This is a genomic window from Aedoeadaptatus urinae (genome assembly GCF_900155585.1).
In the GTDB taxonomy this organism is placed as follows: Bacteria; Bacillota; Clostridia; order Tissierellales; family Peptoniphilaceae; genus Aedoeadaptatus; species Aedoeadaptatus urinae.
The window spans coordinates 691045-714272 of sequence record NZ_LT707418.1 but is presented as its reverse complement, the minus strand read 5'-3'; the positions used below and the strand labels follow the sequence as shown (position 1 = coordinate 714272).

The window sequence follows — 23228 nt, the reverse complement described above, 5'->3', positions numbered from 1 at the left end:
ATTTACCTATAGAAACGGCTATAGATAAATCGGGCGCATTATTGACGAAGTCTATAAACGCCGAAGAACTATCGAATATAGGATTTTTTGGGAAAATAAATTTTAAACAAAGTCGATGGACAGGCGTGTTAAAGAATTAATCAGGAAAAAACAGGAAAAAGCACCCTCTGCCTTTCCTGTTTTTTTATTCGTCGAAATCGCAATTTTCAGGCTGATTTACGGTGATTTCAGCAATTTGACCTCCATTCGAATTGTGATATAATTGTGTCAGAACGATGGGTTACCATGAATATGGTTTTGAAACACACACGTTTAGGATGGAAATTGTTCGATCCGACATAGATGCAAGACTCTTGCATCTCGAACAGTTCACAAAGGAGGAAGAATATGTCTATTACCAAAGAAACGGCAATGCAGCACAAAAATGATCCTGCTGTAACCTGTTGCCGATTCGAAGCCGGTGAGGTTATCGAGCCTTCCATTTTGGAAGACCCCGCTATCTTTGCCGACCTGGAAGACACCGGTCTTTTGGAAATCACCGACGAAACTTTGACCATTGGCGAAGTACTCGGTGGCAAATTAAAAGAAACCGTTGATTCCCTTACTCCCTTGACCAAGGATCTCGTAGAAGATCTTCCGGTTCAAGGAGAAGAAGCAGAAGAAGCAGAAGCTGAAGCAGCAGCACCCGCAGCAGCAGCTGCACCCGTTGCACAAGCAGCACCGTCCGTCGGTGGCATGGCTTCGATCAAGATCGCCAAGGGCGAAAACATCGAAATCAGCTTCCCCGTTATCGCAGGCGCAGGCCAAGCTCCCGCTCAAGCAGCAGGCGTTGCTCAAGGCGTAGCAGCAGGCGCACCCTTAGCAGCTGACGAATTTGTCGAAGGTGAAACCCACGAAATTCGTCACTTAAGAAAAGACTATTACAAAATCGAAAAGGTAGAAAGAGGTCCCGAAACCAAGTTTGACGGAACCACCCTCTACATTCGCGAAGGCATCGAACAAGAAGTTATCGATTCTCAAGAATTGGTAAAAGACTTTACGATCGACATCATCACGCCCGACCGTTACGATGAATATTCCGAAACCATCATGGACGTACAACCTATTGCTACCAAAGAAGAAGGCGAATTAGGTTCCGGCGTTACTCGCGTTCTCGACGGCGTTATTTTGATGCTGACCGGTACCGACGAAGGTGGCGTACAAATCGGCGAATTCGGTTCTTCCGAAGGCGAAATGGACAGAAACATCATGTTCAACCGTCCCGGCAGCCCGGACAAAGGCGAAACCTTCATTAAGTGCCAAGTTACCATTCAAGCCAAGACCAACATGGAACGTCGTGGACCCATGGCCGCTCACCACGCAGCTGACCACATGACCGACGAAATCCGTAACGCCCTGAAAGAATACGAAGCAACTCCCGTTCGCTCCGAAGAATTCTCTCACGTCAGAAAAGAAGGCCGTAAAAAAGTTCTCCTTATTAAGGAAATCATGGGCCAAGGCGCAATGCACGACAACTTGTTATTGCCCGTAGAACCCTGTGGTTGGTTAGGCGGACACCCCAACGTCGACTTAGGTAACCTTCCGATCATGCTGTCTCCCCTCGAAGTACTCGACGGCGGTATTCACGCATTGACCTGTATCGGACCGGCTTCCAAGGAAATGTCCAGACACTACTTCAGAGAACCCTTGGTACTCGAAGCATTGGCTGATGACGAAATCGACGTCGTAGGCGTATTGCTCGTCGGCTCGCCGCAAGCAAACACCGAAAAATTCTATGTATCCAAACGTCTCGGTATGACCGTTGAAGCCATCAACCCCGACGGTGTTATCATCACCACCGAAGGTTTCGGTAACAACCACATCGACTTCGGTTCTCACCACGAACAAGTCGGTATGCGCGGCATCCCCGTCGTAGGTATGTCCTTCTGTGCCGTTCAAGGTGCACTGGTAACCGGTAACCAATACATGGTAGCCATGGTCGACAACAACAAGTCCAGACAAGGTATTGAAAACGAAATTCTCGAAAACAACACCCTCTGTCAAGAAGACGCAATCCGCGCATTGGCTATGTTGAAGAACCAAATGGCAGGCGTAGAAATTAAAGCCGCCGAACGTAAATGGAACCCGAACGTTAAGCTCAACAACGTTGACTTAATTAAGGAACAAACCGGCCGTGAATTTGAACTGTTAGATAACGAAACCGTCTTGAAGATGAGCAAGAAGCGTCGTGAAATCTACGAAAAGGACGAAGCAGGAGAAGACAAATAATCAATGGAAAAGCTTAGGTATATTTCTACGGAAACGTATTTAGAAGGCATTATTGTTCACTTGACCGACGTCGCGGTTACGATCGATTTCAAAGGCCGGATGGGTCAGTTGAAGGTACCCCTTCGCTATATCATTTCCGACGATCCGCTACAAGAAGGAATGGAAGTCGGTTTAATGATGACCATTCCCGAAGTCATTAACCCTGAGGTTAATGAAGGATATAAACGAAATATCGAGCTTAGACGAGAAAGAGGTCTTCTGGACTGAGTTTCTTTAAGGAGGAAATAGAATGAAGCTTACAACCGTAAAAGGCTTGCAATCTGAAATCTTCGTTCCTATTACCCCGGATCCCGTATGGACCCCGGTGACCAAGGAATTGAAAGATATGCGAGTCGCTATTGCAAGTGCTGCGGGCATTCACTTGAAAACCCAAGAGCGTTTTAACTTGGCAGGTGACACGACTTACCGTGAAATCCCCGGCGACGCACAAGACGATGAGTTAATGGTATCCCACGGTGGTTACGACAACTCGGACGTCAACAAAGACATTAACTGTATGTTCCCCATCGACCGTTTGAGAGAACTTGCCGATGAAGGATTCATTAAAGAAGTAGCACCCTTCCACTACGGTTTCATGGGCGGCGGCGGCGACCAAGACGCCTTTACCCACAGAACCGGCCCGGAAATTGCTCAAAAACTTAAAGATGAGGATGTAGATGCTGTTATCCTCACCGGTGGCTGAGGTACCTGTCACCGCACCGCGACTATTGTTCAACGTGCGATAGAGGAATCGGGTATTCCTACCATCTTGATCGCAGCATTACCTCCGGTTGTCCGTCAAAACGGATCCCCGCGTGCCGTAGCTCCTCGTGTACCGATGGGCGCCAACGCAGGTGAACCCCACAACGTCGAAATGCAACACGGCATTTTGAAGGCAACCTTAGAACAACTCGTAGCTATTCCTAGCGCAGGTAAGATTGTTCCCCTGCCCTTCGAATATATCGCTCACGTATAAAATCCAGTAGGGGGATAGTATGGAAGATATTCAAAAACGACGTTTGGTCATCCGTGCATTTCACGCAACCGATGTTCAGTTCGGTGAAAAGCCGTCCTTTGTTCAGGGCTTACTGACCGTACCCCAGGAGACCCACAATCAAAGCGACTTAGTCGTAAAATCTACGGTGTCCATCCTCAAACCACACGAACACGATGTGGAAGTGAACAGTATCATGGATATTATCCCTATGTCTACAAAAGTACTTGGCAGGCTCGGTGAAGGTGTCACGCACACCTTTACCGGTTGCTATGTACTACTTACCGGTGTCGACGAAGACGGTCGCCAAATCGGGGAATTCGGATCCAGCGAAGGTAATCTCGCTGAACAGCTCTACCTCGGTAAACGCGGAACGCCCGGAGAAGAAGACTTCATCATTCACATCGACGTCCTGGTCAAAGGCGGCCAACCCTTTAGCCGCGAACTTGCGAATGCAGCCTTCCAAGTGGCCGAGGACTATATTGCGAAAATTCGCAAGATGATGAAGGACTTAAACGGCGGCAAAGCCGACGAATCACACGATTACTATGATATTGAACGCAAAGACGGACTGAAGGTCGTCCTCTTGAAACAAGTGGCCGGCCAAGGCGCCATGTACGACAATATGATCTTCCCCTCGGAGCCATCCGGCTTCGACGGGCTTTCGGTCATCGACATGTACAACATGCCTGTCTATCTGACGCCGAACGAATATCGAGACGGTGCCATTCGCGCGCTGGTATAAAAATTTAACAATAAGGAAAGCCGAGGTCTTTGTAGATTCTTTGTCGGACATATGGTATGATACCTACAGGGGAAAACCTCGGTTTTTTATCCTTATTTATTCCAAATCCTTTGGGAGCAGCTAGGTGTCTGGTGTGCCTCGCGGTCTTCAAAACCGTTGTGAGAAGTTCGAAGCTTCTTAGGTGGGTTCGATTCCCACATGTTCCCGCCATTAATTGTATTTTAATGGCGAAGGGACCTTTGGATGTGTTGGGAAAATGTTTTTACAATTGTAAGGAGGAATAATAATGAAATTCTCTAGAAGTATCCACGCCGTAGACTCTCATACTGCAGGCGAAGCTACACGTGTCGTTATCGGTGGCATTCCTAATATTCCGGGAAAAAGCATGCCTGAAAAGAAAGAATATTTGGAAGAACACCTCGACTATTTGCGTACGGCCCTGATGCTCGAACCTCGTGGACACAACGAAATGTTCGGCTCTATCCTTACACAACCCACCAACGACGAAGCTGACTACGGTATTATCTTTATGGACGGCGGCGGATACTTAAACATGTGCGGTCACGGCACCATCGGCGCTATGTCCGTAGCAGTTGAAACCGGCATCATTCCTGCAGTAGAACCCGTTACCCACGTTGTTCAAGAAGCACCGGCAGGTATCATTCGCGGCGACGTCGAAGTTGAAGACGGTCACGCTAGAAAAGTTACATTCACCAACGTTCCTGCTTTCTTATACAAAGAAAACCAAGAAGTTGAACTTCCCGGTTACGGCAAGATCAAATTTGACATTTCCTTCGGCGGCAGCTTCTTTGCTATCGTAAAAGTCGACCAAATCGGCGTTACCATCGAACCGGAAAATGCTCAAGTTCTTAACAAGGTTGGTATGCAACTTCGCGACATCATCAACAAAGAAATCAAAGTTCAACACCCCGAACTGCCCCATATCCATACCGTCGACTTAATCGAATGGTGGTCCGAAACCGACACACCGGGCGCAACCCTCAGAAACTGCGTCGTCTTTGGTCAAGGTCAAGTCGACCGCTCGCCCTGCGGAACCGGTACCAGTGCTAAAATGGCTACCTTATACGCTCGCGGTGAATTAAAGAAGGGTGAAGAATTCGTTTATGAATCCATCTTAGGAACCTTGTTCTACGGCAAAGTTATCGACGAAGCCAAGGTTGGCGACCTCGACGCTGTCATTCCGCAAGTTTCCGGTTCTGCATGGATTACCGGCTTCAACCACTTCGTTATCGACGAAACTGACCCTGTAAAACACGGATTCATCCTCGGTTAATCGCCAATAAAGATAGGAGTAGCTAATGATTGTTAAATTACTTTTAGGAGTATTGGGTGTTCTCACCCTTTACTTCCTGTTCTTCTTCGTAAAAGACGTAGCAGCCAACAAAGAAGCTATGGCCAATGAAAAAGCCAGCTGGGCTAAATCCGGTGCGATCGGTGCCTTCGTTAACTTCTTCGACACATTAGGTATCGGAAGTTTCGCACCAGCTACTGCACTCTTAGACTTCTTTAAACAATTAGACCACGACCGCTTATTGCCCGGTACCTTAAACGTATCTTGTACGATTCCCGTTTTGACGGAAGCTTTTATCTTCATTCAATCCGTAGAAGTTGAACCCATTACCCTGTTCAGCATGGTTGCAGCAGCAGTCGTCGGCTCCTTCGTCGGATCCAGAACCGTATCCAAGCTCCCCGAAAACAAGGTACAATTCTACATGGGTCTCGCCCTCTTAGTTACGGCAGCCCTCATGCTTTTAAGACAATTCGGTGCATTGGATGCACTCGGAAGCGGCAACGAAGCCATCGGCCTTTCCGGCATCAGCTTAGTTATCGCAGTCGTTGTCAACTTCTTCTTAGGCGCACTGATGACCATCGGCGTCGGCTTATACGCTCCCTGTATGGCCCTCGTCTACATGCTCGGCTTGAACCCCTTGGTAGCATTCCCGATCATGATGGCTTCCTGCGCAGGCTTAATGCCCGTAGCCAGTGCCGAATTTATCAAAGCCGGTGCTTACTGCCGTAAATCCAGTATCGCCATTACCCTTGGCGGTATCGTCGGTGTAATCATCGCAGCTAAATTCGTAACCGGACTTCCCATGAACGTATTGACCATCATCATTACCCTCGTTGTAATCTACACGGCCATTACCTACATCAGAAAGTCCAAACAAAGCGCTGCTGCATAAAGCGAATGAGAAAGACAGGTTTTCGGACCTGTCTTTTTTTATTGGGGTGTTGGCATCAAAATGAAAATGATTTCCGAAAAATGGCCCTTTTGGGACGCCGACGAAAAAAAATTAAAAAAATGTCAAAAAAGGCTTAACATTGTTAAAAAAAAGTTTATAATGGAGATAAGCGGTGCTCGAAGAAGCGTTTTACAAACGGTTGCATACACACTGCCATGTACGCTGTTTTGCACAAATCTTGTCGATACAAGGGGGATTTGAATATGGACTTTATTATGGATAAACAACATCTACTGTTGCGCCAACTCTATCGGGAATTTGCCGAAAAAGAAGTTGAGCCGGTTGCAGCAGAAATCGACGAAAGCGGCGATCCGCCGTTGGACAACATCAAGAAGATGGCCAAGGCCGGCTTCTTCGGCGTTCCGTTTCCGAAGGAATACGGCGGCCAAGGCGGCGACTACTTAGCCTACGCTATGCTCGTAGAAGAGCTCTCGAAAAAATGTGCGACTACAGGCGTTATCGTCTCGGCCCACACATCCCTTTGCTGCGCACCGATTTTTGAAAACGGTACGGAAGAGCAAAAACAAAAATACTTACCCGACTTGTTAAGCGGCAAGAAGATCGGCGCTTTCGGTTTAACGGAACCCAATGCCGGTACCGACGCTTCCGGTCAACAAACCGTAGCTGTTTTAGACGGCGACGAATGGGTCTTAAACGGCACGAAGATTTTCATTACCAACTCGGGCTTCGCCGATGTCTTTATTATTATCGCCATTACGGATCGTGAAGCCAAAGGCACCCGCGGTATTTCCGCCTTTATCGTCGATCGTGACGCACCGGGCTTCCGCGTAGGCGAACCTGAAAACAAAATGGGTATCCGCGCATCGTCCACCTGCGAATTAATTATGGAAGATTGCCGTATCCCCAAGGAAAACCTTTTGGGAAGAGAAGGCAAGGGCTTTGCTCTGGCTATGAAGACCTTAGACGGCGGCCGTGTCGGTATCGCTGCCCAAGCGGCAGGTATCGCTCAAGGCGCCATCGACGAAGCAGTTAAATACACGAAAGAAAGAAAACAATTCGGTCGTCGTATTTCCCAATTCCAAAACACTCAATTTACCCTGGCCAATATGCAAACCAAGGCCGATGCGGCCAGACTGTTAGTTTACCGCGCAGCCGACACCAAAGGCCATCACCTGCCCTACGGCCACTACGCCGCCATGGCAAAGCTCTTCGCCGCCGAAACGGCATCGGAAGTGACGAACAAAGCCGTTCAACTTCTCGGCGGATACGGCTTTATTAAAGACTATCCCGTTGAACGGATGATGCGCGATGCGAAGATCACCGAAATCTACGAAGGTACTTCGGAAGTAATGCGTATGGTTATTTCCGGCTGGATGGGTGTCAATTAAGAGGAGGCGTTACCATGAAAATTATAGTCTGTGCAAAACAGGTACCGGATACGACGGAAGTCCGTTTGGATCCGAAGACGAATACATTGATCAGAGAAGGCGTGCCCAGCATCATCAACCCCGACGACAAGGCCGCCATCGAAATGGCCCTGCGTATTAAAGATGAGCATGAAGGCACCACGGTTACCGTGCTTTCCATGGGACCGCCACAAGCCGAAGACGCTTTGCGCGAAGCTTTGGCTATGGGTGCCGATGAAGCCATCCTGTTGACCGACCGCGCATTCGGCGGCGCCGACACCTGGGCTACCAGTCAAACCATTGCCGCCGGTCTGAAGACCGTAGGCGACTACGACTTAATCCTCACCGGCCGCCAAGCTATTGACGGCGACACGGCTCAAGTCGGTCCCCAAATCGCAGAACACTTAGGCCTGCCCCAAGTTTCCTACGCCGAAGACTTAAAAGTCATCGACGAAAACACGCTTCATGTCAAACGGCAATTTGAAGATCGCTACCACCTCATCGAAGTCAAGACACCCTGTGTCATTACCGCCTTGGCCGAGCTCGCAGCACCCCGTTACATGACCGTACACGGCGTATACGACGCTTACGACAAGGACGTTACCGTTTGGCACTTAGACGATGTCAAAGACAATGTCGATTTAGCCAACTTAGGTCTCAACGGCTCCCCGACGAAGGTTAAAAAATCCGAAGCCAAACAAGGCAAGGGCGCCGGTATCGTGCTGAAAGACCTCTCGGCCGACGAAGCTGCACGAGCCATCGTCTCCAAGTTGGAAGAAAAGTACTTGATTTAACATTGGCCAAACAAGGAGCGTGAAATAAATGAGTAAAAATGTATTTGTCATCGCCGAACAGCGCGACGGAGAACTGCAAAAAGTATCCACGGAACTTTTAGGCAAGGCGCGGGAACTAGCCGACGACCTGGGCCAAGAAGTTTACGCCGTCTTATTGGGCGAAAACATTAAAGACAAAGCCGACGTATTAATTCACCACGGTGCCGACAAGGTCATCGTCGTGGATCATCCCCTGTTAAAAGAATACGTCACCGAACCCTATGCTAAGTCCATTTACACCATCGTCAAGAAATACGATCCGGAAATCGTGCTCTACGGCGCATCGTCCATCGGTCGCGACCTGGCACCGCGCTTGGCAGCACGGATTCACACCGGGCTTACCGCAGACTGTACAGGTCTTGAAATCGACGAAGAATCCAAGCTTCTGCGCATGACCCGTCCCGCATTCGGCGGCAACCTGATGGCTACCATCATCTGCGAAGACTTCCGTCCTCAAATGGCTACCGTTCGCCCCGGCGTTATGACCCCCCTCGCCAACGACAGCAACCGCAAAGGCGAAGTCATCGTTGAAGATGTCGGCTTAACGGATGCCGACATGAACGTCAAAATTTTGGAAGTCGCTAAAGACGACAAGAAGAAATTAGACATTACCGAAGCCAACGTCCTCGTATCCGGCGGCCGTGGCATCGGCGGACCCGAAGGCTTCGACTTGCTGCAACAGCTGGCTGACGTTATGGAAGGGGAAGTATCCACCTCCCGCGCTACCGTCGATGCAGGCTGGATCGAAAAAGACCGTCAAGTCGGTCAAACGGGTAAGACCGTTCGTCCCGACATCTACTTCGCCATCGGTATTTCCGGCGCCATCCAACACTTGGCAGGCATGGAAGAATCGGGTCTCATTATCGCCATCAACAAAAACGACGGCGCACCTATCTTCGAAGTGGCAGACCTGGGCATCGTCGGCGATTTGAACAAAATCGTACCGAAGCTCATCGAAGAATACAAAAAAGCCAAAGCCGCCAAAGCGGAAATCAACTAAACAGAATAAGACAAGGGAAGGGAGAATCAACCGATTCGCCCTTCCTTTTTTGTTGCATAAAAAATCCCCGAACGGGTCGGGGGGATGATTCTCTAAATAAGCTACTTCTGATGCGATCGGGGGATGATCTTCTAAATAAGCCACCTCCTGACGAGGGGAACGGCCGAAAGGAGCTTGTAAATAATGTAGCAGATCGCAAAAACCGCCGCGGTAATGGCGGGGATCCCGATGAGGGGATTCAGCGAGTCAATGCCGGGGAAAAAGTATTTCAGATAATCCAGCACGAGGATGTGGACGAGATACACGGCAAAGGAGCCCTTTGAAACGGCGACGACGAAGGCCTTGGCCTTATCCGAAAGGCGAAGGTGTTGAGCGAGGGCAAAGAGGCCGACAGCCCAAAGGCATACGCCGACGGACATGCCCTCGAAAAAGCGCTCCTCAAGCAGGCCGGCGGCTCGGGAAAAGAAAAAGGCTCCGCAAAAGATCACGAGGAAACCGAAAGCGGCGACCGTGGCGGCGAGACCTTTCGGTGGCTTTTGCTCCGAAAGATAATAGCCCATGAAGGTGTAGCCGATGGCGCTGTAGGAAAGGACCATGATCCACTGCAGGACAATGGCGCCGACGCCCTCCATGGAATAAAAAGTCCTGAAGGTGGGAAGAAAAATCCCGAGGACAAACCACAGGCAGAGGAGATAGCGCAGCTCGCTCTTCTTCGCGTGGCAGGCGATGAGGCGGCTTGCGGGCAAAAAGGCGTAGACGAGGATCATGATGTGAAGATAATAGAGATGGTCCTTATGGCGAAAGAAAATCAAATCCCCGAGGGCCGCCCTCAGATCTGCAAGGGAATGAATGCCGCCGTAAAGGGGGGCGGCGCGATAGATAAAGGCCCAGAAAAAAAGAGCCAGAACGATGCGCAGCATATTCTTTCCGTAAAGCTTTTTAAGGGACATGGGTTTTTCCGGGCGCAACAAAAGGGCGCCGCTTGCCATTAAAAACAGGGGAACGCCGCCGGAAGCCAGGCTCCTGAAAAAACAGGCGACGGGCCAAAAGGCGCCGCTCACATCCCCCGCCACATAGGGAGCGGACACGTGAATCGCCACCACGGAAAGGATGGCGAAGGTTTTAATCAGATCGATGGTTTCATTTCGCTTGGAAGGGGTCATGATTCACCTTCTTCATTATTTAATAATTTCATTATAGCTAAAATGCCTGAAAAGCGCTATGACGGGGATTACGTTGCCGCAAATTTTCCCTTTTATCACATTATTTTCATCACCAGAAAATAAAATAAGCGCAAACAAAAGGAAGAAGAGGAAGCAAAATTGAAAATAAAACACATCCTGATCCTGTTTGCCGCCCTGGGAATGACCGTCATATCTTGCGGCGCCTGTCCGAAAAACAAATCGGCGAAGGCGAGGTGCACCAAGGTGGCGACACAGCGCCGGGGGACATATGCGAGGCGAAAGGCGAAGCGTCGCCTGAGAAGGCGTCCGTGCAGGCGGAGAATAAAAAAAGCAACTAAGAAGCGAAAGCCGTCACAGGCGAAGGGCCCCTCCTTTTCCAATATGGCCAAGGCGGAAGATAAAAAATACGTGGAAGCGCGGTTGAAAGCCTCGGTAAAAGCCGAAAACGTCGACCGGCTTATGGCCCTCGTCGACGACTACAACGGCGCCGCCGCCCCCTATCTTACGGCGGACTTTTCGAAGAGCGGCGCTCCCGCCTACGACGTGGGAAAAATCACGGACGCCCGATCGAAAAACCCCATGCACTATCCCAATACCAACTGCCGCATCACTACTTATCTTCTTTTAAAAGACGATATGAAAGTGAGTGAAAACTCGGAAGAAGACGGTGAGCTCCTCTTTATGGATAAAGAAGCCCTGGACCGCGTCGGCCTCTTAAACGAAAAGGAAACGGCGGATTTCCTCCGTCTCTTCAGCCGCGTAAAGACCGACGGGAGCAAAGATCCCGTCCATCAGGGCAAAACCATGGAAAAATTCCTGTCCCAAATGAGTTTCTCGGACAAAGCTTCCATGGTATCCGTGGTGCTCCACGACAATCTCGACGGCAACTACCTGTTTATCGGCCACGTCGGCGTCCTGGTGAAAGACGGCAGCGGCTATCTTTTTGTGGAAAAAATCTCATTTGAAGAGCCCTATCAGGCCATTCGCTTCCAAAACAAAGACGCGTGCTACCGCTACCTGAAGAACAAATACAAAGACTACACCGATCCCAATGTGGCGCCGCCTTTTATTATGGAAAACAATCGCTACGTGGGCTAGCGTAACAAATGCTACTGCGCCGGCTTTAAAATGTGCTATTCTTAAACCGGGTGATAAAAATGAATGCGATAAAAATCAAAAGAGCCTATGAAAAGGCGAATCCCGACGACGGGGCGCGCATCCTCGTGGATCGCTATTGGCCGCGCGGCGTGAAAAAGGAAGACGCGGCTCTCGACTCTTGGGCAAAAGAGGTGTGCCCGTCCACCGGGCTCAGAAAATGGTTCGACCACCGGGAGGATCGCTTTTCGGATTTTGCCGAAAGGTACCGGGAGGAGCTGAACGCATCGAAGGCGGCAAAAGCGTGGCGCGATGAAATCATGAAACGATTGAGCCGCGGCCCCGTCACACTCATCTACGGCGCCAAAAGCGAAGAGACGAATCACGCCCGCGTTTTAAAGGCTTGGATAGAAGAGGGGCTGACGAAAGAGGAAAAACGGTGAAATCCGTATGTCACGGCGGCGTCGCCACATGAAAAGAGCTCATCGATGACGAGGGAACGATCGTGGCGAAGAAAGAAATCCTATCCAATAAGCGCGTGAGACTGATCCTCATGGCCTTTGACGACGAGGCAGTAGCCACCACCGCGTCCCCAAAGGCGACCTCCTCGCCGTCGACGACGTAGGGGCGGAGCACAAATTATTCGCCGGCGACGTGATTTGCTTTGACAAAGGGGGCCTCCATGCCGCAAAGGCGATGGGTAAAATGAAAACGGTCCTCATGGGCATGGCGTAAAGAACAGATAAAATTTACTTGCCAGAATCGTAAAACCTTGGTATACTATTTATTGTTATAAACGGTAAGGAGAGTTAGCTCAGTTGGTAGAGCACTACGTTGACATCGTAGGGGTCGCTGGTTCAAGTCCAGTACTGTCCACCAAGGGACGCACCTGAAGGGGTGCGTTTTTTTATGCCCGAAAACAGGAAGGATTCGTGAAAGAAAGATGGCATTTATTCACATTGGAACAATAAACCATGATATAATAAACTATAATCATAGACTTCGGTAAGGGATATACCTGAATAGAAAAGGATAGTCTCTTGGATTTTTCCGTGGACCATGGAGATGAACGTTTCTTTACATAAGCTTTTGCAGCGAAAGGGGCGCTCCCATGGGCATTCTTGAACCTTGACGATGTAGAAGGAGTGATGATATGAACAGAAAACGGACGGCCCTGCTATTGGCCATGACTTTTATTTTATCCACTGTGGTACCCGCGGCGGCTACGGCACAAACGGGAAAGGCCGGCTCGGGGAAGACCGCGGCTGTTTCCGTGGAAAAGCCGAGGAAAGAAAAATCGAAATTTGCCGCATTTGTCGAAAAGCTTTTCGGCGTCAAAGATGCGAAGGACGACAAAGAGGAAAAGACGTTAAAAAAGACGACACCCGCGAAAACGGATTCCGGGAGCAATAATGGAAGTAACGGCGAGTCGGGTAGAACACCTGTAGGAAGCCCACCGGCTGAAGGGAATTCAGCTCAAACTATGAATTCCGATCCGGTGAAGTTTGATATTTCCTTTATTGTGCGAGACGGCCACGGCAATAATTTGTCCGGCGCAAAACTGAAAATTTTAAAGGGCGACGAAAAGGTTGGAGAACCTTGGGATAGCGAAAAAAACCCGAAAGAATTTTCATTGGAACCGGGCGTATATAAGCTTGAAATGACTGAAGCCCTCAAAGGCTATAAGAAAGTTGACCCCATTAAATTTGAAGTTACCTCTGATGGCAAAATTAAGGTAAATAACGAAGATCTAAAGCAAGAAAACGGTAAAAATGTCCTGGTCATGACGGTCGAAAAAGAACCTGAAAAAGAAAAGAGTAATATTTACTTTGGTCTTTTCGATTCCGAGGACAATAAAATAACCGGAGCCAAGTTGACAATTACAAGAGAAGGCGACGATCCTCAAGAAGTAAAAATTGGAGAAGCAGTTACTATTAGCGAACTGAAGGCGGGCAAATACAAATTTACCGCCATTGTTCCCGATGGCTATAGACTCGAAAAAGAATCCATCGAGTTTGAAATCACCGATAAAGGTGAATTCAAACTCGAAAAAGAAGCTGATAAAGCGCATTTGAAGAACAATGACGACGGCACCCAAACCCTGTTTTTGTTAGCCAATAAACTGAGCGATTTTCTTTTTTTCAGTCTGAAAGACAGCAACGGAAAGAGCATTGAAGGCATCGAGCTACGAATCACAGGCGATAATGGCTACGACAAAAAATTGTTTAGCGGACAAAACCCGATAGGGATTAATTTTTCCGAACTCCCTGACGGCAACTATGTGTTCTCGCAAACGAACGAACGCTACGGCTATGAGAAAGCAGAACCCATTCACTTTACGATTGAAAAGAAAAAAATCACATTTGCTTCATCGGGTCTGATGTTCGTCGACAAATGTCAAGTACTGACATTGGTTAGCAAGAGCACATCAAATACGAAAGCAAGGTACGACGTCTCGTTCAGCAAGGTCGACGCCGCCGGCAAGGCGTTCCCCGGAACCGTCGTCGAGCTCTATAAGGACGGGAAAGTCATCAATTTCTGGTCCAGCGGCACCGAGGCCAAAACGATCAATCTGGAATCGGGCGTCTATAGATACCACGAAAAATTGAATCCCGAAGGGCACAAAGCCGCTGCGGACTTTGAATTTGAAGTGAAAGCCGACGGCACCATTTCTCTCAGCAATGTTCAAGCAGGCGAAAACGTGAAGCTGAAGGAAGGCAGAGCCATCGTCGTCGGCGAACCGGGAAGCGTGCCCGCACAGGATCCGAACAAGAAACCGGAACAAAAACCGGGCCAAAACAATCAACAAAAGCCCGGACAAACGAACCCCAACGATAAGAAGGCGGGAACGGAAAACACCTGGGTCGAATTCAGCCTCACGAAACGAAGCGGCGGCGAGCTGTCCGGCATTATCGCGGAAATTTATCAAGGCAGCACCATGGTAGAAAGCTGGACCAGCACGGATCTCAGCTATCTGACCCGGTTGCAACCGGGCACCTATCGCTTCCACGTGAAGACGGTCCCCACGGGCTTTGCCGCACCGAAGGATTTTGAATTCACCGTCAATAAAGACGGCAGCATCACCCTGGGTACCATTCCCGCGGGCGAAACAGTCACCGTCAAAGGCGGCCTGATCACCGTCATCTTTGAAACCAAGGCAGCGGCGGCAGCCATCGCCGGCGGCACCACCGCCCAAGGCGGCACGAAGTCCAATCTGCCGAAGACCGGCGACGGCATCAGCCCGGTGGTATACGCCGCGGCTATCGGCGTCATCGGCGCCGTAACTTTGGGCATCGGCCTGAAGAAACGCAAAGAAGGAATCGATGAAGCCAAGTAAAAATAAGAACCGGAAAGGGAAATTCCTGATAATTTTGGGGATTTCCCTTCTCCTTATCGGAGCCGCGATTCCCGTGAAGGTCTATCTTAAAAACCTGCGGCAAAAAAAAGAGGCCGTGAAGCTGGAAGAGCGCATGCTGAAGCAAGGGACGCAGAAAAAATCCGCCGATACACCGGCGCCGGCTCCCGAGGCGGGGGATGCCATCACCTACGACAACGCCCTGGGCGTCATACGCATCGACAAAATCGGCGCGGTGTACCCCGTCTTCGACAACACGAGCAAGAAGACCCTTCTTTTAGGCGTCGGCATCGTGGACACCACGGATGCGCCGAGCACGAAACGAAACACCCTCACCGTCCTGGCGGGGCACCGCGGCTCGGGCAGGGGCCTGGATTACTTTTTGCACATCGGCAAGCTGGAGCCGGGAGACGAAATCAAAATCACCACGAGGAAAGAAATCCTCTACTACCGCGTCGTGGGAGATGAAGTGGTGGAGCCCGACGACTGGAGCCGCTTCATTCGGGAAGAGGACAAGACCAAGCTGTATTTGATGAGCTGCCATCCCTATCCCAAAAACAACAAGCGCCTATTGGTGAAAGCCGATCTGGTCAAATACACGGAGCTTTAAAAGAGAAGAGAACAGCCGCCGAGGAGACGGCTGTTTTTTCGTGGAAAAATTTCGCGGGGAAGCGACAAAATCCTTTTGTGTTAAAAATTTACTCGAACAAGCCGGGAAATAAAAAAATCAGCGGGAAATGTATAACTATTCAATAAATATTGTTTTAACAATTCAGTTGAGGGTACATAAATAAAACCGGGAAGGTCTTACCAAAGAGTCCGACTCGGGTTCAACAGGTAAAGGAACTTTCCAATGGAGAAAAGAAAGATATAAAGGAGGAAATCATGGAATTTAAAAAGGTTGTATTATTAGGCGGCGGCGTCCTCGGTACGCAAATTGCCTTAATGTGCGCTTATACCGGCCACGACACCACCATATGGCTGCGCAGCGAAGGCTCCATCGGCCGTACGCAACCGAAGCTCGATCACTTTAAAAAAGAAATTTTGAAGGCCCTGGACGAATCCAAAGGCCTTATCGGCAATCCCCTGGGCGCCTACCTCTATCCCAAGGCCCTGATTCGGGATTGGAACAGCATGACGGCTGAAAAAATCGACGCCCTACACGCCGAAGTGGAAAAGAACATGAACGAAAAGCTCCATCTGGAGCTGGATGCGAAAAAAGCATTGAAGGATGCGGACATCGTCATCGAGGCCATGGCAGAAAACACCGAGGAAAAAATTACATTCTACGAAAGCATTAAGGGCATCCTCGATGACAAAACTATTCTCTGCACCAATTCGTCTACACTCCTACCTTCCACCTTCGCCGAACACACCGGTCGCCCGGAAAAATACATGGCGCTTCACTTCGCCAACTCCATTTGGGCACACAATACGGCAGAATGTATGGGCCATGAAGGAACCGATCCCGACATTTACAAACAAGTAGTTCAATTCGCGAAGGACATTAATATGGAGCCCATTGAAGTGCACAAAGAACAACCAGGCTACGTCTTAAACTCCCTACTCGTGCCTCTACTCGATGCAGGGCAAAACCTTTGGGCGAGAGGCATCGCCGATCCCGAAACCATCGACAAGGCCTGGCGCATCGGCACAGGCGCACCGGTAGGACCCTTCCAAATGATGGACGTCATCGGCCTTCAAACTGTAAGCAACGTATTGAAGATGAAACCCGACGCGAAAGTCCCCGAGTCCGTAACCTATCGCCTAATCAAAATGGTTGGCGAAAAAATCGAAAAAGGCGAGCTGGGCGTGGCCGCCGGCAAGGGCTTCTACGACTATACCGAATAAAAGGAAACACGAAACTGAATAAAAGCAAACACGAGCAAGATCCGCGGGGCATGACCCTGCGGATTTTTTTGTGGGAAGGAAAAATTCTCTCAGGCCTTTGATATAATAAGAAAAAAGGAGGATCTATGACCGATTACAAGAGAGAACGAGAGACGGGAGATTGCTTCAGTCTTCACGATGCCCATATCGTCGCCATGGATTGCGACTACGACAGCGGAGAGCTTCGCCTTATGCCCCAATACGGCTTCGTGGACACAATGACCGATACCATGGTGGAGGGGGATGTGATCATCACCGGCGTATCCCCGGAAGATTCCTACGTCACTATGATGGAATACAAAAACGTCTTGACGGGGAATGTGGGAAGTTTCGTCGGCGAAAAAATGACCCTCATCTCCTTTCTTGACGCCTTCGATTCGAAATTCAAGGCCATGGACATTATGAGCACCTACCACGGCTACATGAACTGCATCATCACCGGCTTTTTGAGTCGCGGCGACGAGGATTTGGAAATATATATGGATATTTTCTACCGCGGCGATTTTATCTACCGTGTGCGGGAAAAGTAAGCCATCCGTGAAAGGAGTACACCATGTACGAAAGTCTGACAAAGTATTTGGATGTGTTTAAGGAAGACGGCTACGGCGAGTGGATTATCGACGAAAAGGAAGTTCACTTTCCATATGTGCGCTACACTGAGGCGGTAAGAGATTTTCTCGACGACGTCATGGCTTTTGTAGACGCGCACGAGGAGATGAGGCTCACGAATTACCATGCCATTCTTGAAGATCAGGGCATCGAGAGGAGCACGGAGGCCATGGCCGAGGCGGATCCGGAGGCCCTCGACGGGCAGACGGTCATGGCCCTCATTGTGGCGAGTATGCGTGGCGACCGGTTTTGCGAGGGCTTTCTGCTTCGCTTGCTTGAAGAGGGCTGTGTGGTGAAGTGGCTGAAGCGGCTGAAAGAGATCGACGGGAATGAGCAGGTAGGAGAGTAGTCGCTGAACAATTTATCAAAGGCAAGGGCACCTATAGGGTGCCTTTTTGCTTGGCGACATTTCCTTTACAATTAGCAGATTTCGTCTAAGAATGGCGCGGGGAGGTCAATTGATTTCGCCCGGCGGGTATAATGATGGAAAGAGAGAATCGTCTTGTAAAAAATTCGGAGGTACTATGAAGGCTTTTAAAGGTATGCTTCCATATCTTGCAGGAATCGTCGCGGCATTTTATCTTTTGCCCCTCTGCATGAGGAACACGGGTGGCGCGATATTGGCTTTGCTCTTCGCCATGCCCGTCCTTTGCCTCGTCATTTCCTTTGCCTACGGCAGGAGGCGGGGCTTCCACCTGCTCTATCCTTTGGCGGTGAGTTTGTGTTTCTTGCCGTCGATTTGGATTTTTTACAATGAATCGGCCCTGATTTACGTGGCGGTTTACGGCGCCTTGGCGCTTTTGGGAAGCTTTTTGGGAGGCTTGCGATGAAATCACGTGTTGAAAAGATTGCCTTCGGCATCATCTTTGCCGTCGCTCTTTTTGTGCTGAACGCCATGTTCGGCAATCCCGCTTCGAAGGCTTTGGCGGAGCGCGGGGCGAATAAAGTAATCGCGGCGAAGTACGGCGATTTGGATTTGTCCCGCGAGAAGGTGATCTATAACTTAAAAGACGGCGACTACGTGTCGTTTCTCAAGGACAAAAACAGCGTGGATTCGGCCTTTGAATTGTGTTTCGATTCCTTCGGCCGCTTGAGGCGCGACACTTACGACCGGCGCATCGACAACACGGTGGAGCGCTTCGACCGCGCAATTCAAGATTACGGCCGCGGGCTGGAGAAGGCCTACGACTTTCCCTATCAGATAACCCTGTCTTATTGGGACAAGATCGATCCGGCAGAGGATTTGACGGTGGATCAGCCCGTGGACATGAAGCATTTGCCCTTTAAGCTTCAGGCGCAAATTTACGGCGTGGGAAAGGACGCCACGGCGGAAGAGGCCATGGAGCTTTTGCAGACGCTCCAAAAAATCATGGATGCCGAAAACTTGGACGTGGTTGCTTACGCCATCAATCTCGTGCCGGAAAAGGATCGGGACGAGGAGGGCGAGGTGCAAACGTGGGAGGACATGTTTTCCGTCTACGAGGTGCCGGCGGATGTGGTGCGCCGCGGGGATGTGGATGCCCTGAAGGCCTTGGTGAAGCTACAGACCACGGAAGGGAAGGACTGAGAAGATGTGGCTCGTTTTCGGCATCGCCGCCGCGGCCTTCGCATTTATAAATCTCGTGAAGCCCGGCAAGCATCGTGAGACCTTTCGCTGGGCGAGCCTGTCCCTCACGGCCCTCACCCTCTGCGCCTTTTACGCCGACGGCGCCGCACGGGTACTGAAAGAAGATTGGGGCGGGCTCATGGACACCATGCCCACCTTGAGCCGGGCGTTGTGGATCTTGACGATTCTATCAATCGCGCTGAACGGCGTCGATCTTTTCAAAAAAGCAACCCGTGATAATTGAAGATAAGATTTTCAAGCCCGCTTCGGCGGGTTTTTTATTTGTATTTTAAATAAATTTGAAGTGCGCATAATTTTTTTCGATACAAAATCGTGAGGCAATCATTCATGTTAAAATAAAAATATAAAGTTTCTTGTTTGAGGTTTTCATTCAAACAAAAGGAGGAAATAATGAAAAAATTCATCGGATGTCTGCTGGCCTTCGTGATGTTGGTCGGCTTTGCATCTCCGAGCTTCGCCCAAGTGGACAAGGTGGGCGTATTGCAGCAAAAAGACATCGTCGTCGGCAGAGACGGGGGCGATTTGAAGCTGGATGCGACGCTGACCCGGGCGGAATTTATGAAGCTGCTCGTTCACGCTTCCGGTATGGAAGGCGTGGCTGAAAAGAAAGAGTACAACCGCCTTGGCTTTACGGATGTATCCAAGGCTCACTGGGCTTACAAGTACATCGAGCTGATGAAGGATTTAGGTGTAGCCGCGGGCTATCCCGACGGACGCTTCAAACCCGATGCGCCGATCAGCTATCAGGAAGTCATCGCCTTTGCGGTCAGACTGGACCGAGACTTTAAGGACACGAACCGTGTCGAAGGAAAGAACTGGGCGAGCCCCTATATCGATTACGCGAAGAAGACGGGCCTGTTAGAAGGCATCGCCCTTACGGACTTTACCAAACAATCCATTCGCCGAGACATCTTTGATCTCATCTACAACGGTCTTCCCATGCTGGAAACCCGAAATGTTCTTCGCGACAAATTGGCGCTTCTGGAGAAGAAAGCCGAGGAGAAACCCAATAGCGGAAAATCCGGCGACTCTTCGAGCGTAACGCCGACGCCGAATCCGAAACCGAACCCGAAACCGAATCCGACGCCGAATCCCGAAGACAAGTACGTCAATATTCCGGACCCCTTGTTCTTAAAGGTCATTAACAAAAACCTGGATCCCAATCGTCCCGACGATCAAAAGGTCACGAAGGAAGAAATGGAAAGCCTCACTATGATTTCTCACTATCTCGACGACGAGGGCAAGCCGGGGATTAAGGACGACGCCAAAAAATCTATTTTAGGAACGCCGAGAAGCCTCAAAGGCACGCCGGAGTATAAATTTATGACCAGCTACGGCATTAAGAGCATCGAAGGCATTCAATACGCCAAGAACCTGACGCATCTCAAGTTAAATGAAAATGAAATCAGCGACATTACGCCTCTGAAGGATTTAAAGAAATTGGAATACCTGGAAATTTCCAGAAACCGTATCGTCGATTTGACACCACTGAAGGACCTTACCAATTTGACCTTCTTAAAGCTGTACAATAACTGGATCGAAGACGTGACGCCTTTGGCAGGTTTGGTCAATTTAGAGGGCCTGGATCTGCACAACAATGTGCATCAAGAGATAATAGACGGTAAGCGCATCAACAGCGGCGGAATTTCCGATATTTCGTCTCTGAAAAATTTGACGAAGCTGAATTTCCTGGATCTTTCCGCCAACAATCTAAAGGACGTCTCCGTCATTAAAAACTTCGACAAGATCAAGGACATCGACCTTTCCGGCAACCACATTGAAACCTATGTGGGACTGGGCGAATCCATCGCCAAGCGCTACGTGGCCGTAGCCAACGGCGTCGGAAGTCAAAACTTCTGGGCTCAATCGGTGACCAAGGAAGAGCCGATTACCGTAACGTCGGCGGATGTGGAATTCGACAATCCCTACAAGGGCTTTAAAGAACTCTTCATCTCCCTCGCCAAGGTGATGGCGGAAGAGGAGGTAAGCGACGAGGATGCGCTTCAAGGTGCGCAAATGTACACGATGATCGAATCGAAAACCGATGGCGTCGAAGCCGCCTATGATTTGAATTCGAATAAGATCACGCTTACTATATCTGACGCATTCCGCGAAGCGAACAAAGGAAAGACCGTGGATGTGAACATGATGATTGTCTTTGGCGGTGCCTATGAATGGGCTTTAAATGTAAAACTGAAGATCGATTAGGAAGAAATCGCGGCACGATTCCGTGTCGTTTCACCGCAATAAAAAAGGCGCCATATCGGCGTCTTTTTGCGTGCACATTAATTCATTTTCACCAGTTCTTTTTGAATCCACTTTCCCGCCACGTGGGCGATCTGTTCGATTTTTTGAATCTTCACGAAACGGTGGTGAAAGAGTGTCTTTGCGTTTTCGACGTAATCGCTGTTTAAGAGGGCGAGGACCTTCACATTTTTTCGCACCAGGGCGTCCAGGAAGCGGGCCGTATCTTCCAGGGCCGGCGTTTCGGAATAGGCTTTGCCGAACCGCAGTCCCTTGCCCGCCAAGGGCTTAAAGTCGTTGGGATTGGCGTCGGTAAGCACGATGCTAAGCAGGGGCGCCTTGGAGTTTATCAGGGTGGGGTAGGCTTTGAAAAAGAGGCCGTCCCGATTCCAGCCCATAGATTTGTAGCGGAAAATTCTTTTCATGTCGGCGGCCTCGTCGTAGTCCTTTAAGATGGTGACGACGGTGGTGTCTTCCACGGTTTGGTAGGAGAGGATGCGGTTTTGGATCCCGTTGTTTTGCAAGGATTTTGAAAGGATATAGGCCTCGATGGCGATATCCGATTCGATGGGCAACAGGGAGGCGGAGGCATCCAGCACCAGGTCCACTTGAAAGCCGGGGGCGGGAATGAGGTTTTTGCGCTCGAAGATGGAGGCGCGATTTGAAATTCGGGAGCGAAAGGCACGCCGGGGAACGAGCTTGCCGCTTTTAGCCGCTTCGCCGTCCACGTCGGTGACAGAGGCCAGCTTCAGTTTAAAGGCCTTTGTCATTTCGTCGATGGCGCGGCGGTAGGTGGCCTGTTTTTTTTGAAATTGAAGCAGGTGGCGGCGCACGGTGCGGGCGTTCAGGTCTTGATTCAAGCGCTTATCGGCGTCATCAATGCCTCTTGTAAAGAAGATGCGGGACTTTCTGTGGCCGTCGGTACATATGGCGCGGTTCAAGGCCAGGCTCTTTTCTTCGGAAAAAAGATTCCGTCCGAAATTGTTTTCGATGTCGGCTTCCCGGTCTTTTTTAAAGCGGCGAAAGAAATTGATGAAGACGGGCAGATCGCCGCCTTTTCCTTCGCGATGAAAGATTCCCGGCACATTGGCGCGCTCGACGGAGACGTAGCCGGGAATGGAGAAGAGGTGGATGTCGGGAAGCCAGGGAGGCAATGGCCGGGCATGCTCCCGGTAGCGGAGGTACTGAGTGAAGAGGGCCACCATATTGGCCTCTAAATCGTCCTTTGTCGTGTCTTGAGGCAGGCGGAATTTTTCGTAGAGTGCCATTTCTTTCTTGTTGAGCTTTTTATAGGGCAACCCAAGAATGTCGTGGGTGCGCTTCATTTCCATGGCGTAGAAGAGGGGGATACGAAGGGCCAGGGTGCGGCGGCGCAGGTCGTGGCGATCGTCTAAGAAACGGCGGGCGAAATCTTTCCGAAGATCCGAAAGCACGGGGCGTTCCTTCCCTTCGCGGTGATAGACGACATCTTCCAAAAGGTAGAGGGCAAAGAGGTCGTATTTTTCCCGCTGCAGTTGGCCGGAGAAGCGGTCGAAGAGGCTGTCCAAGGTGTCGGCGCCGAAGTATTTTGCCGAGAGGCCGAGGATCAGGTTTAAGTAGAAGTCCGGATTGCCGGCAAGGTCCAGGCCGTAGAGAACGGGTTTATAATCGTAATTTTCCGCGCCCGCCCATTGAAGATTGTCGGGCCTGTTGTCTCCATGGGATTTCATAGGCG

The 23228-nt window shown here is 50.0% G+C and carries 22 protein-coding genes and 2 tRNA genes; 22 read left to right on the top strand and 2 right to left on the bottom strand.

Annotated elements, in window-relative coordinates:
• The first annotated feature begins 387 nt into the window (after window positions 1–387).
• The 10 genes from prdA (at window position 388) to BQ7397_RS08625 (ending at window position 9510) form a co-directional block, all read left to right on the top strand.
• Window positions 388–2268, top strand: coding sequence for a D-proline reductase (dithiol) proprotein PrdA (gene prdA / locus BQ7397_RS08665; protein ID WP_077075670.1), 1881 nt, complete (start codon window positions 388–390; stop codon window positions 2266–2268).
• A gap of 3 nt (window positions 2269–2271) precedes the next feature.
• Window positions 2272–2535: a CBO2463/CBO2479 domain-containing protein gene (locus BQ7397_RS08660; protein WP_068456723.1), complete on the top strand. Its 264-nt coding sequence runs from the start codon at window positions 2272–2274 to the stop codon at window positions 2533–2535.
• A 22-nt stretch (window positions 2536–2557) separates the two neighbouring features.
• Entirely contained in the window at window positions 2558–3010 is a 453-nt protein-coding gene (locus tag BQ7397_RS09610) for a glycine/sarcosine/betaine reductase selenoprotein B family protein (protein ID WP_200801216.1), read from the top strand.
• A gap of 292 nt (window positions 3011–3302) precedes the next feature.
• Window positions 3303–4046 (top strand): proline reductase cluster protein PrdD, encoded by a 744-nt coding sequence (gene prdD, locus BQ7397_RS08650; RefSeq protein ID WP_077075669.1) that lies wholly within the window; start codon window positions 3303–3305, stop codon window positions 4044–4046.
• Between the two features lie 112 nt (window positions 4047–4158).
• A tRNA-Sec gene (locus tag BQ7397_RS09195) sits at window positions 4159–4256 on the top strand.
• A 76-nt stretch (window positions 4257–4332) separates the two neighbouring features.
• Window positions 4333–5340 carry a proline racemase gene (locus BQ7397_RS08645; protein ID WP_077075668.1) on the top strand — a complete coding sequence of 336 codons (1008 nt, stop codon included), beginning with the start codon at window positions 4333–4335 and terminating at the stop codon, window positions 5338–5340.
• A gap of 25 nt (window positions 5341–5365) precedes the next feature.
• Window positions 5366–6250 (top strand): sulfite exporter TauE/SafE family protein, encoded by an 885-nt coding sequence (locus BQ7397_RS08640; protein ID WP_200801215.1) that lies wholly within the window; start codon window positions 5366–5368, stop codon window positions 6248–6250.
• Between the two features lie 263 nt (window positions 6251–6513).
• Window positions 6514–7659, top strand: a complete 1146-nt coding sequence (locus tag BQ7397_RS08635) for an acyl-CoA dehydrogenase family protein (protein ID WP_077075667.1) — start codon at window positions 6514–6516, stop codon at window positions 7657–7659.
• A 14-nt stretch (window positions 7660–7673) separates the two neighbouring features.
• Window positions 7674–8471, top strand: coding sequence for an electron transfer flavoprotein subunit beta/FixA family protein (locus BQ7397_RS08630; protein ID WP_077075666.1), 798 nt, complete (start codon window positions 7674–7676; stop codon window positions 8469–8471).
• 28 nt (window positions 8472–8499) lie between these two features.
• Window positions 8500–9510, top strand: coding sequence for an electron transfer flavoprotein subunit alpha/FixB family protein (locus BQ7397_RS08625; RefSeq protein WP_077075665.1), 1011 nt, complete (start codon window positions 8500–8502; stop codon window positions 9508–9510).
• Between the two features lie 131 nt (window positions 9511–9641).
• Here BQ7397_RS08625 and BQ7397_RS08620 read toward each other — a convergent pair whose 3' ends face one another.
• On the bottom strand, window positions 9642–10673 hold the full coding sequence (locus BQ7397_RS08620) for an acyltransferase (RefSeq protein WP_077075664.1): 1032 nt from the start codon (window positions 10671–10673) through the stop codon (window positions 9642–9644).
• Between the two features lie 159 nt (window positions 10674–10832).
• Here BQ7397_RS08620 and BQ7397_RS08615 point away from each other — a divergent pair, with 159 nt between their 5' ends.
• The 12 genes from BQ7397_RS08615 (at window position 10833) to BQ7397_RS08560 (ending at window position 21478) form a co-directional block, all read left to right on the top strand.
• The gene (locus BQ7397_RS08615) at window positions 10833–11792 is read left to right on the top strand and encodes a DUF4300 family protein (protein ID WP_077075663.1); all 960 of its coding nucleotides are present in this window, start codon (window positions 10833–10835) and stop codon (window positions 11790–11792) included.
• A 59-nt stretch (window positions 11793–11851) separates the two neighbouring features.
• Window positions 11852–12232, top strand: a complete 381-nt coding sequence (locus BQ7397_RS08610) for a DUF488 domain-containing protein (protein WP_077075662.1) — start codon at window positions 11852–11854, stop codon at window positions 12230–12232.
• Between the two features lie 360 nt (window positions 12233–12592).
• A tRNA-Val gene (locus BQ7397_RS08605) sits at window positions 12593–12668 on the top strand.
• A 274-nt stretch (window positions 12669–12942) separates the two neighbouring features.
• The gene (locus BQ7397_RS08600) at window positions 12943–15126 is read left to right on the top strand and encodes an MSCRAMM family protein (protein ID WP_077075661.1); all 2184 of its coding nucleotides are present in this window, start codon (window positions 12943–12945) and stop codon (window positions 15124–15126) included.
• Window positions 15113–15754, top strand: a complete 642-nt coding sequence (locus tag BQ7397_RS08595; RefSeq protein WP_077075660.1) for a class C sortase — start codon at window positions 15113–15115, stop codon at window positions 15752–15754. Before BQ7397_RS08600 ends, BQ7397_RS08595 begins: the two co-directional genes overlap by 14 nt.
• 275 nt (window positions 15755–16029) lie before the next feature.
• Window positions 16030–16995 carry a 3-hydroxyacyl-CoA dehydrogenase gene (locus BQ7397_RS08590; protein ID WP_077075659.1) on the top strand — a complete coding sequence of 322 codons (966 nt, stop codon included), beginning with the start codon at window positions 16030–16032 and terminating at the stop codon, window positions 16993–16995.
• A gap of 125 nt (window positions 16996–17120) precedes the next feature.
• Window positions 17121–17564, top strand: coding sequence for a hypothetical protein (locus BQ7397_RS08585; RefSeq protein WP_077075658.1), 444 nt, complete (start codon window positions 17121–17123; stop codon window positions 17562–17564).
• A 23-nt stretch (window positions 17565–17587) separates the two neighbouring features.
• The gene (locus BQ7397_RS08580) at window positions 17588–17992 is read left to right on the top strand and encodes a DUF6508 domain-containing protein (protein ID WP_077075657.1); all 405 of its coding nucleotides are present in this window, start codon (window positions 17588–17590) and stop codon (window positions 17990–17992) included.
• A 175-nt stretch (window positions 17993–18167) separates the two neighbouring features.
• Window positions 18168–18473 (top strand): hypothetical protein, encoded by a 306-nt coding sequence (locus BQ7397_RS08575; protein ID WP_077075656.1) that lies wholly within the window; start codon window positions 18168–18170, stop codon window positions 18471–18473.
• On the top strand, window positions 18470–19210 hold the full coding sequence (locus tag BQ7397_RS08570; protein WP_077075655.1) for a YfjL-like protein: 741 nt from the start codon (window positions 18470–18472) through the stop codon (window positions 19208–19210). The genes BQ7397_RS08575 and BQ7397_RS08570 overlap by 4 nt, the downstream gene beginning before the upstream one ends.
• Before the next feature lie 4 nt (window positions 19211–19214).
• Window positions 19215–19493: a hypothetical protein gene (locus tag BQ7397_RS08565; RefSeq protein WP_077075654.1), complete on the top strand. Its 279-nt coding sequence runs from the start codon at window positions 19215–19217 to the stop codon at window positions 19491–19493.
• 167 nt (window positions 19494–19660) lie between these two features.
• Entirely contained in the window at window positions 19661–21478 is a 1818-nt protein-coding gene (locus BQ7397_RS08560; RefSeq protein WP_077075653.1) for a leucine-rich repeat domain-containing protein, read from the top strand.
• 77 nt (window positions 21479–21555) lie between these two features.
• On the opposite strand, the gene BQ7397_RS08555 is transcribed toward BQ7397_RS08560, so the two are convergent.
• Window positions 21556–23223, bottom strand: coding sequence for a hypothetical protein (locus tag BQ7397_RS08555; protein WP_077075652.1), 1668 nt, complete (start codon window positions 23221–23223; stop codon window positions 21556–21558).
• Window positions 23224–23228 lie beyond the last annotated feature (5 nt).

Excerpts from the sequence above, each read along its gene's own strand:
- prdA (WP_077075670.1), top strand. The coding sequence starts at position 388 with ATGTCTATTACCAAAGAAACGGCAATGCAGCACAAAAATGATCCTGCT.
- BQ7397_RS08660 (WP_068456723.1), top strand. The coding sequence starts at position 2,272 with ATGGAAAAGCTTAGGTATATTTCTACGGAAACGTATTTAGAAGGCATT.
- BQ7397_RS09610 (WP_200801216.1), top strand. The coding sequence starts at position 2,558 with ATGAAGCTTACAACCGTAAAAGGCTTGCAATCTGAAATCTTCGTTCCT.
- prdD (WP_077075669.1), top strand. The coding sequence starts at position 3,303 with ATGGAAGATATTCAAAAACGACGTTTGGTCATCCGTGCATTTCACGCA.
- BQ7397_RS08645 (WP_077075668.1), top strand. The coding sequence starts at position 4,333 with ATGAAATTCTCTAGAAGTATCCACGCCGTAGACTCTCATACTGCAGGC.
- BQ7397_RS08640 (WP_200801215.1), top strand. The coding sequence starts at position 5,366 with ATGATTGTTAAATTACTTTTAGGAGTATTGGGTGTTCTCACCCTTTAC.
- BQ7397_RS08635 (WP_077075667.1), top strand. The coding sequence starts at position 6,514 with ATGGACTTTATTATGGATAAACAACATCTACTGTTGCGCCAACTCTAT.
- BQ7397_RS08630 (WP_077075666.1), top strand. The coding sequence starts at position 7,674 with ATGAAAATTATAGTCTGTGCAAAACAGGTACCGGATACGACGGAAGTC.
- BQ7397_RS08625 (WP_077075665.1), top strand. The coding sequence starts at position 8,500 with ATGAGTAAAAATGTATTTGTCATCGCCGAACAGCGCGACGGAGAACTG.
- BQ7397_RS08620 (WP_077075664.1), bottom strand. The coding sequence starts at position 10,673 with ATGACCCCTTCCAAGCGAAATGAAACCATCGATCTGATTAAAACCTTC.
- BQ7397_RS08610 (WP_077075662.1), top strand. The coding sequence starts at position 11,852 with ATGAATGCGATAAAAATCAAAAGAGCCTATGAAAAGGCGAATCCCGAC.
- BQ7397_RS08600 (WP_077075661.1), top strand. The coding sequence starts at position 12,943 with ATGAACAGAAAACGGACGGCCCTGCTATTGGCCATGACTTTTATTTTA.
- BQ7397_RS08595 (WP_077075660.1), top strand. The coding sequence starts at position 15,113 with ATGAAGCCAAGTAAAAATAAGAACCGGAAAGGGAAATTCCTGATAATT.
- BQ7397_RS08590 (WP_077075659.1), top strand. The coding sequence starts at position 16,030 with ATGGAATTTAAAAAGGTTGTATTATTAGGCGGCGGCGTCCTCGGTACG.
- BQ7397_RS08585 (WP_077075658.1), top strand. The coding sequence starts at position 17,121 with ATGACCGATTACAAGAGAGAACGAGAGACGGGAGATTGCTTCAGTCTT.
- BQ7397_RS08580 (WP_077075657.1), top strand. The coding sequence starts at position 17,588 with ATGTACGAAAGTCTGACAAAGTATTTGGATGTGTTTAAGGAAGACGGC.
- BQ7397_RS08575 (WP_077075656.1), top strand. The coding sequence starts at position 18,168 with ATGAAGGCTTTTAAAGGTATGCTTCCATATCTTGCAGGAATCGTCGCG.
- BQ7397_RS08570 (WP_077075655.1), top strand. The coding sequence starts at position 18,470 with ATGAAATCACGTGTTGAAAAGATTGCCTTCGGCATCATCTTTGCCGTC.
- BQ7397_RS08565 (WP_077075654.1), top strand. The coding sequence starts at position 19,215 with ATGTGGCTCGTTTTCGGCATCGCCGCCGCGGCCTTCGCATTTATAAAT.
- BQ7397_RS08560 (WP_077075653.1), top strand. The coding sequence starts at position 19,661 with ATGAAAAAATTCATCGGATGTCTGCTGGCCTTCGTGATGTTGGTCGGC.
- BQ7397_RS08555 (WP_077075652.1), bottom strand. The coding sequence starts at position 23,223 with ATGAAATCCCATGGAGACAACAGGCCCGACAATCTTCAATGGGCGGGC.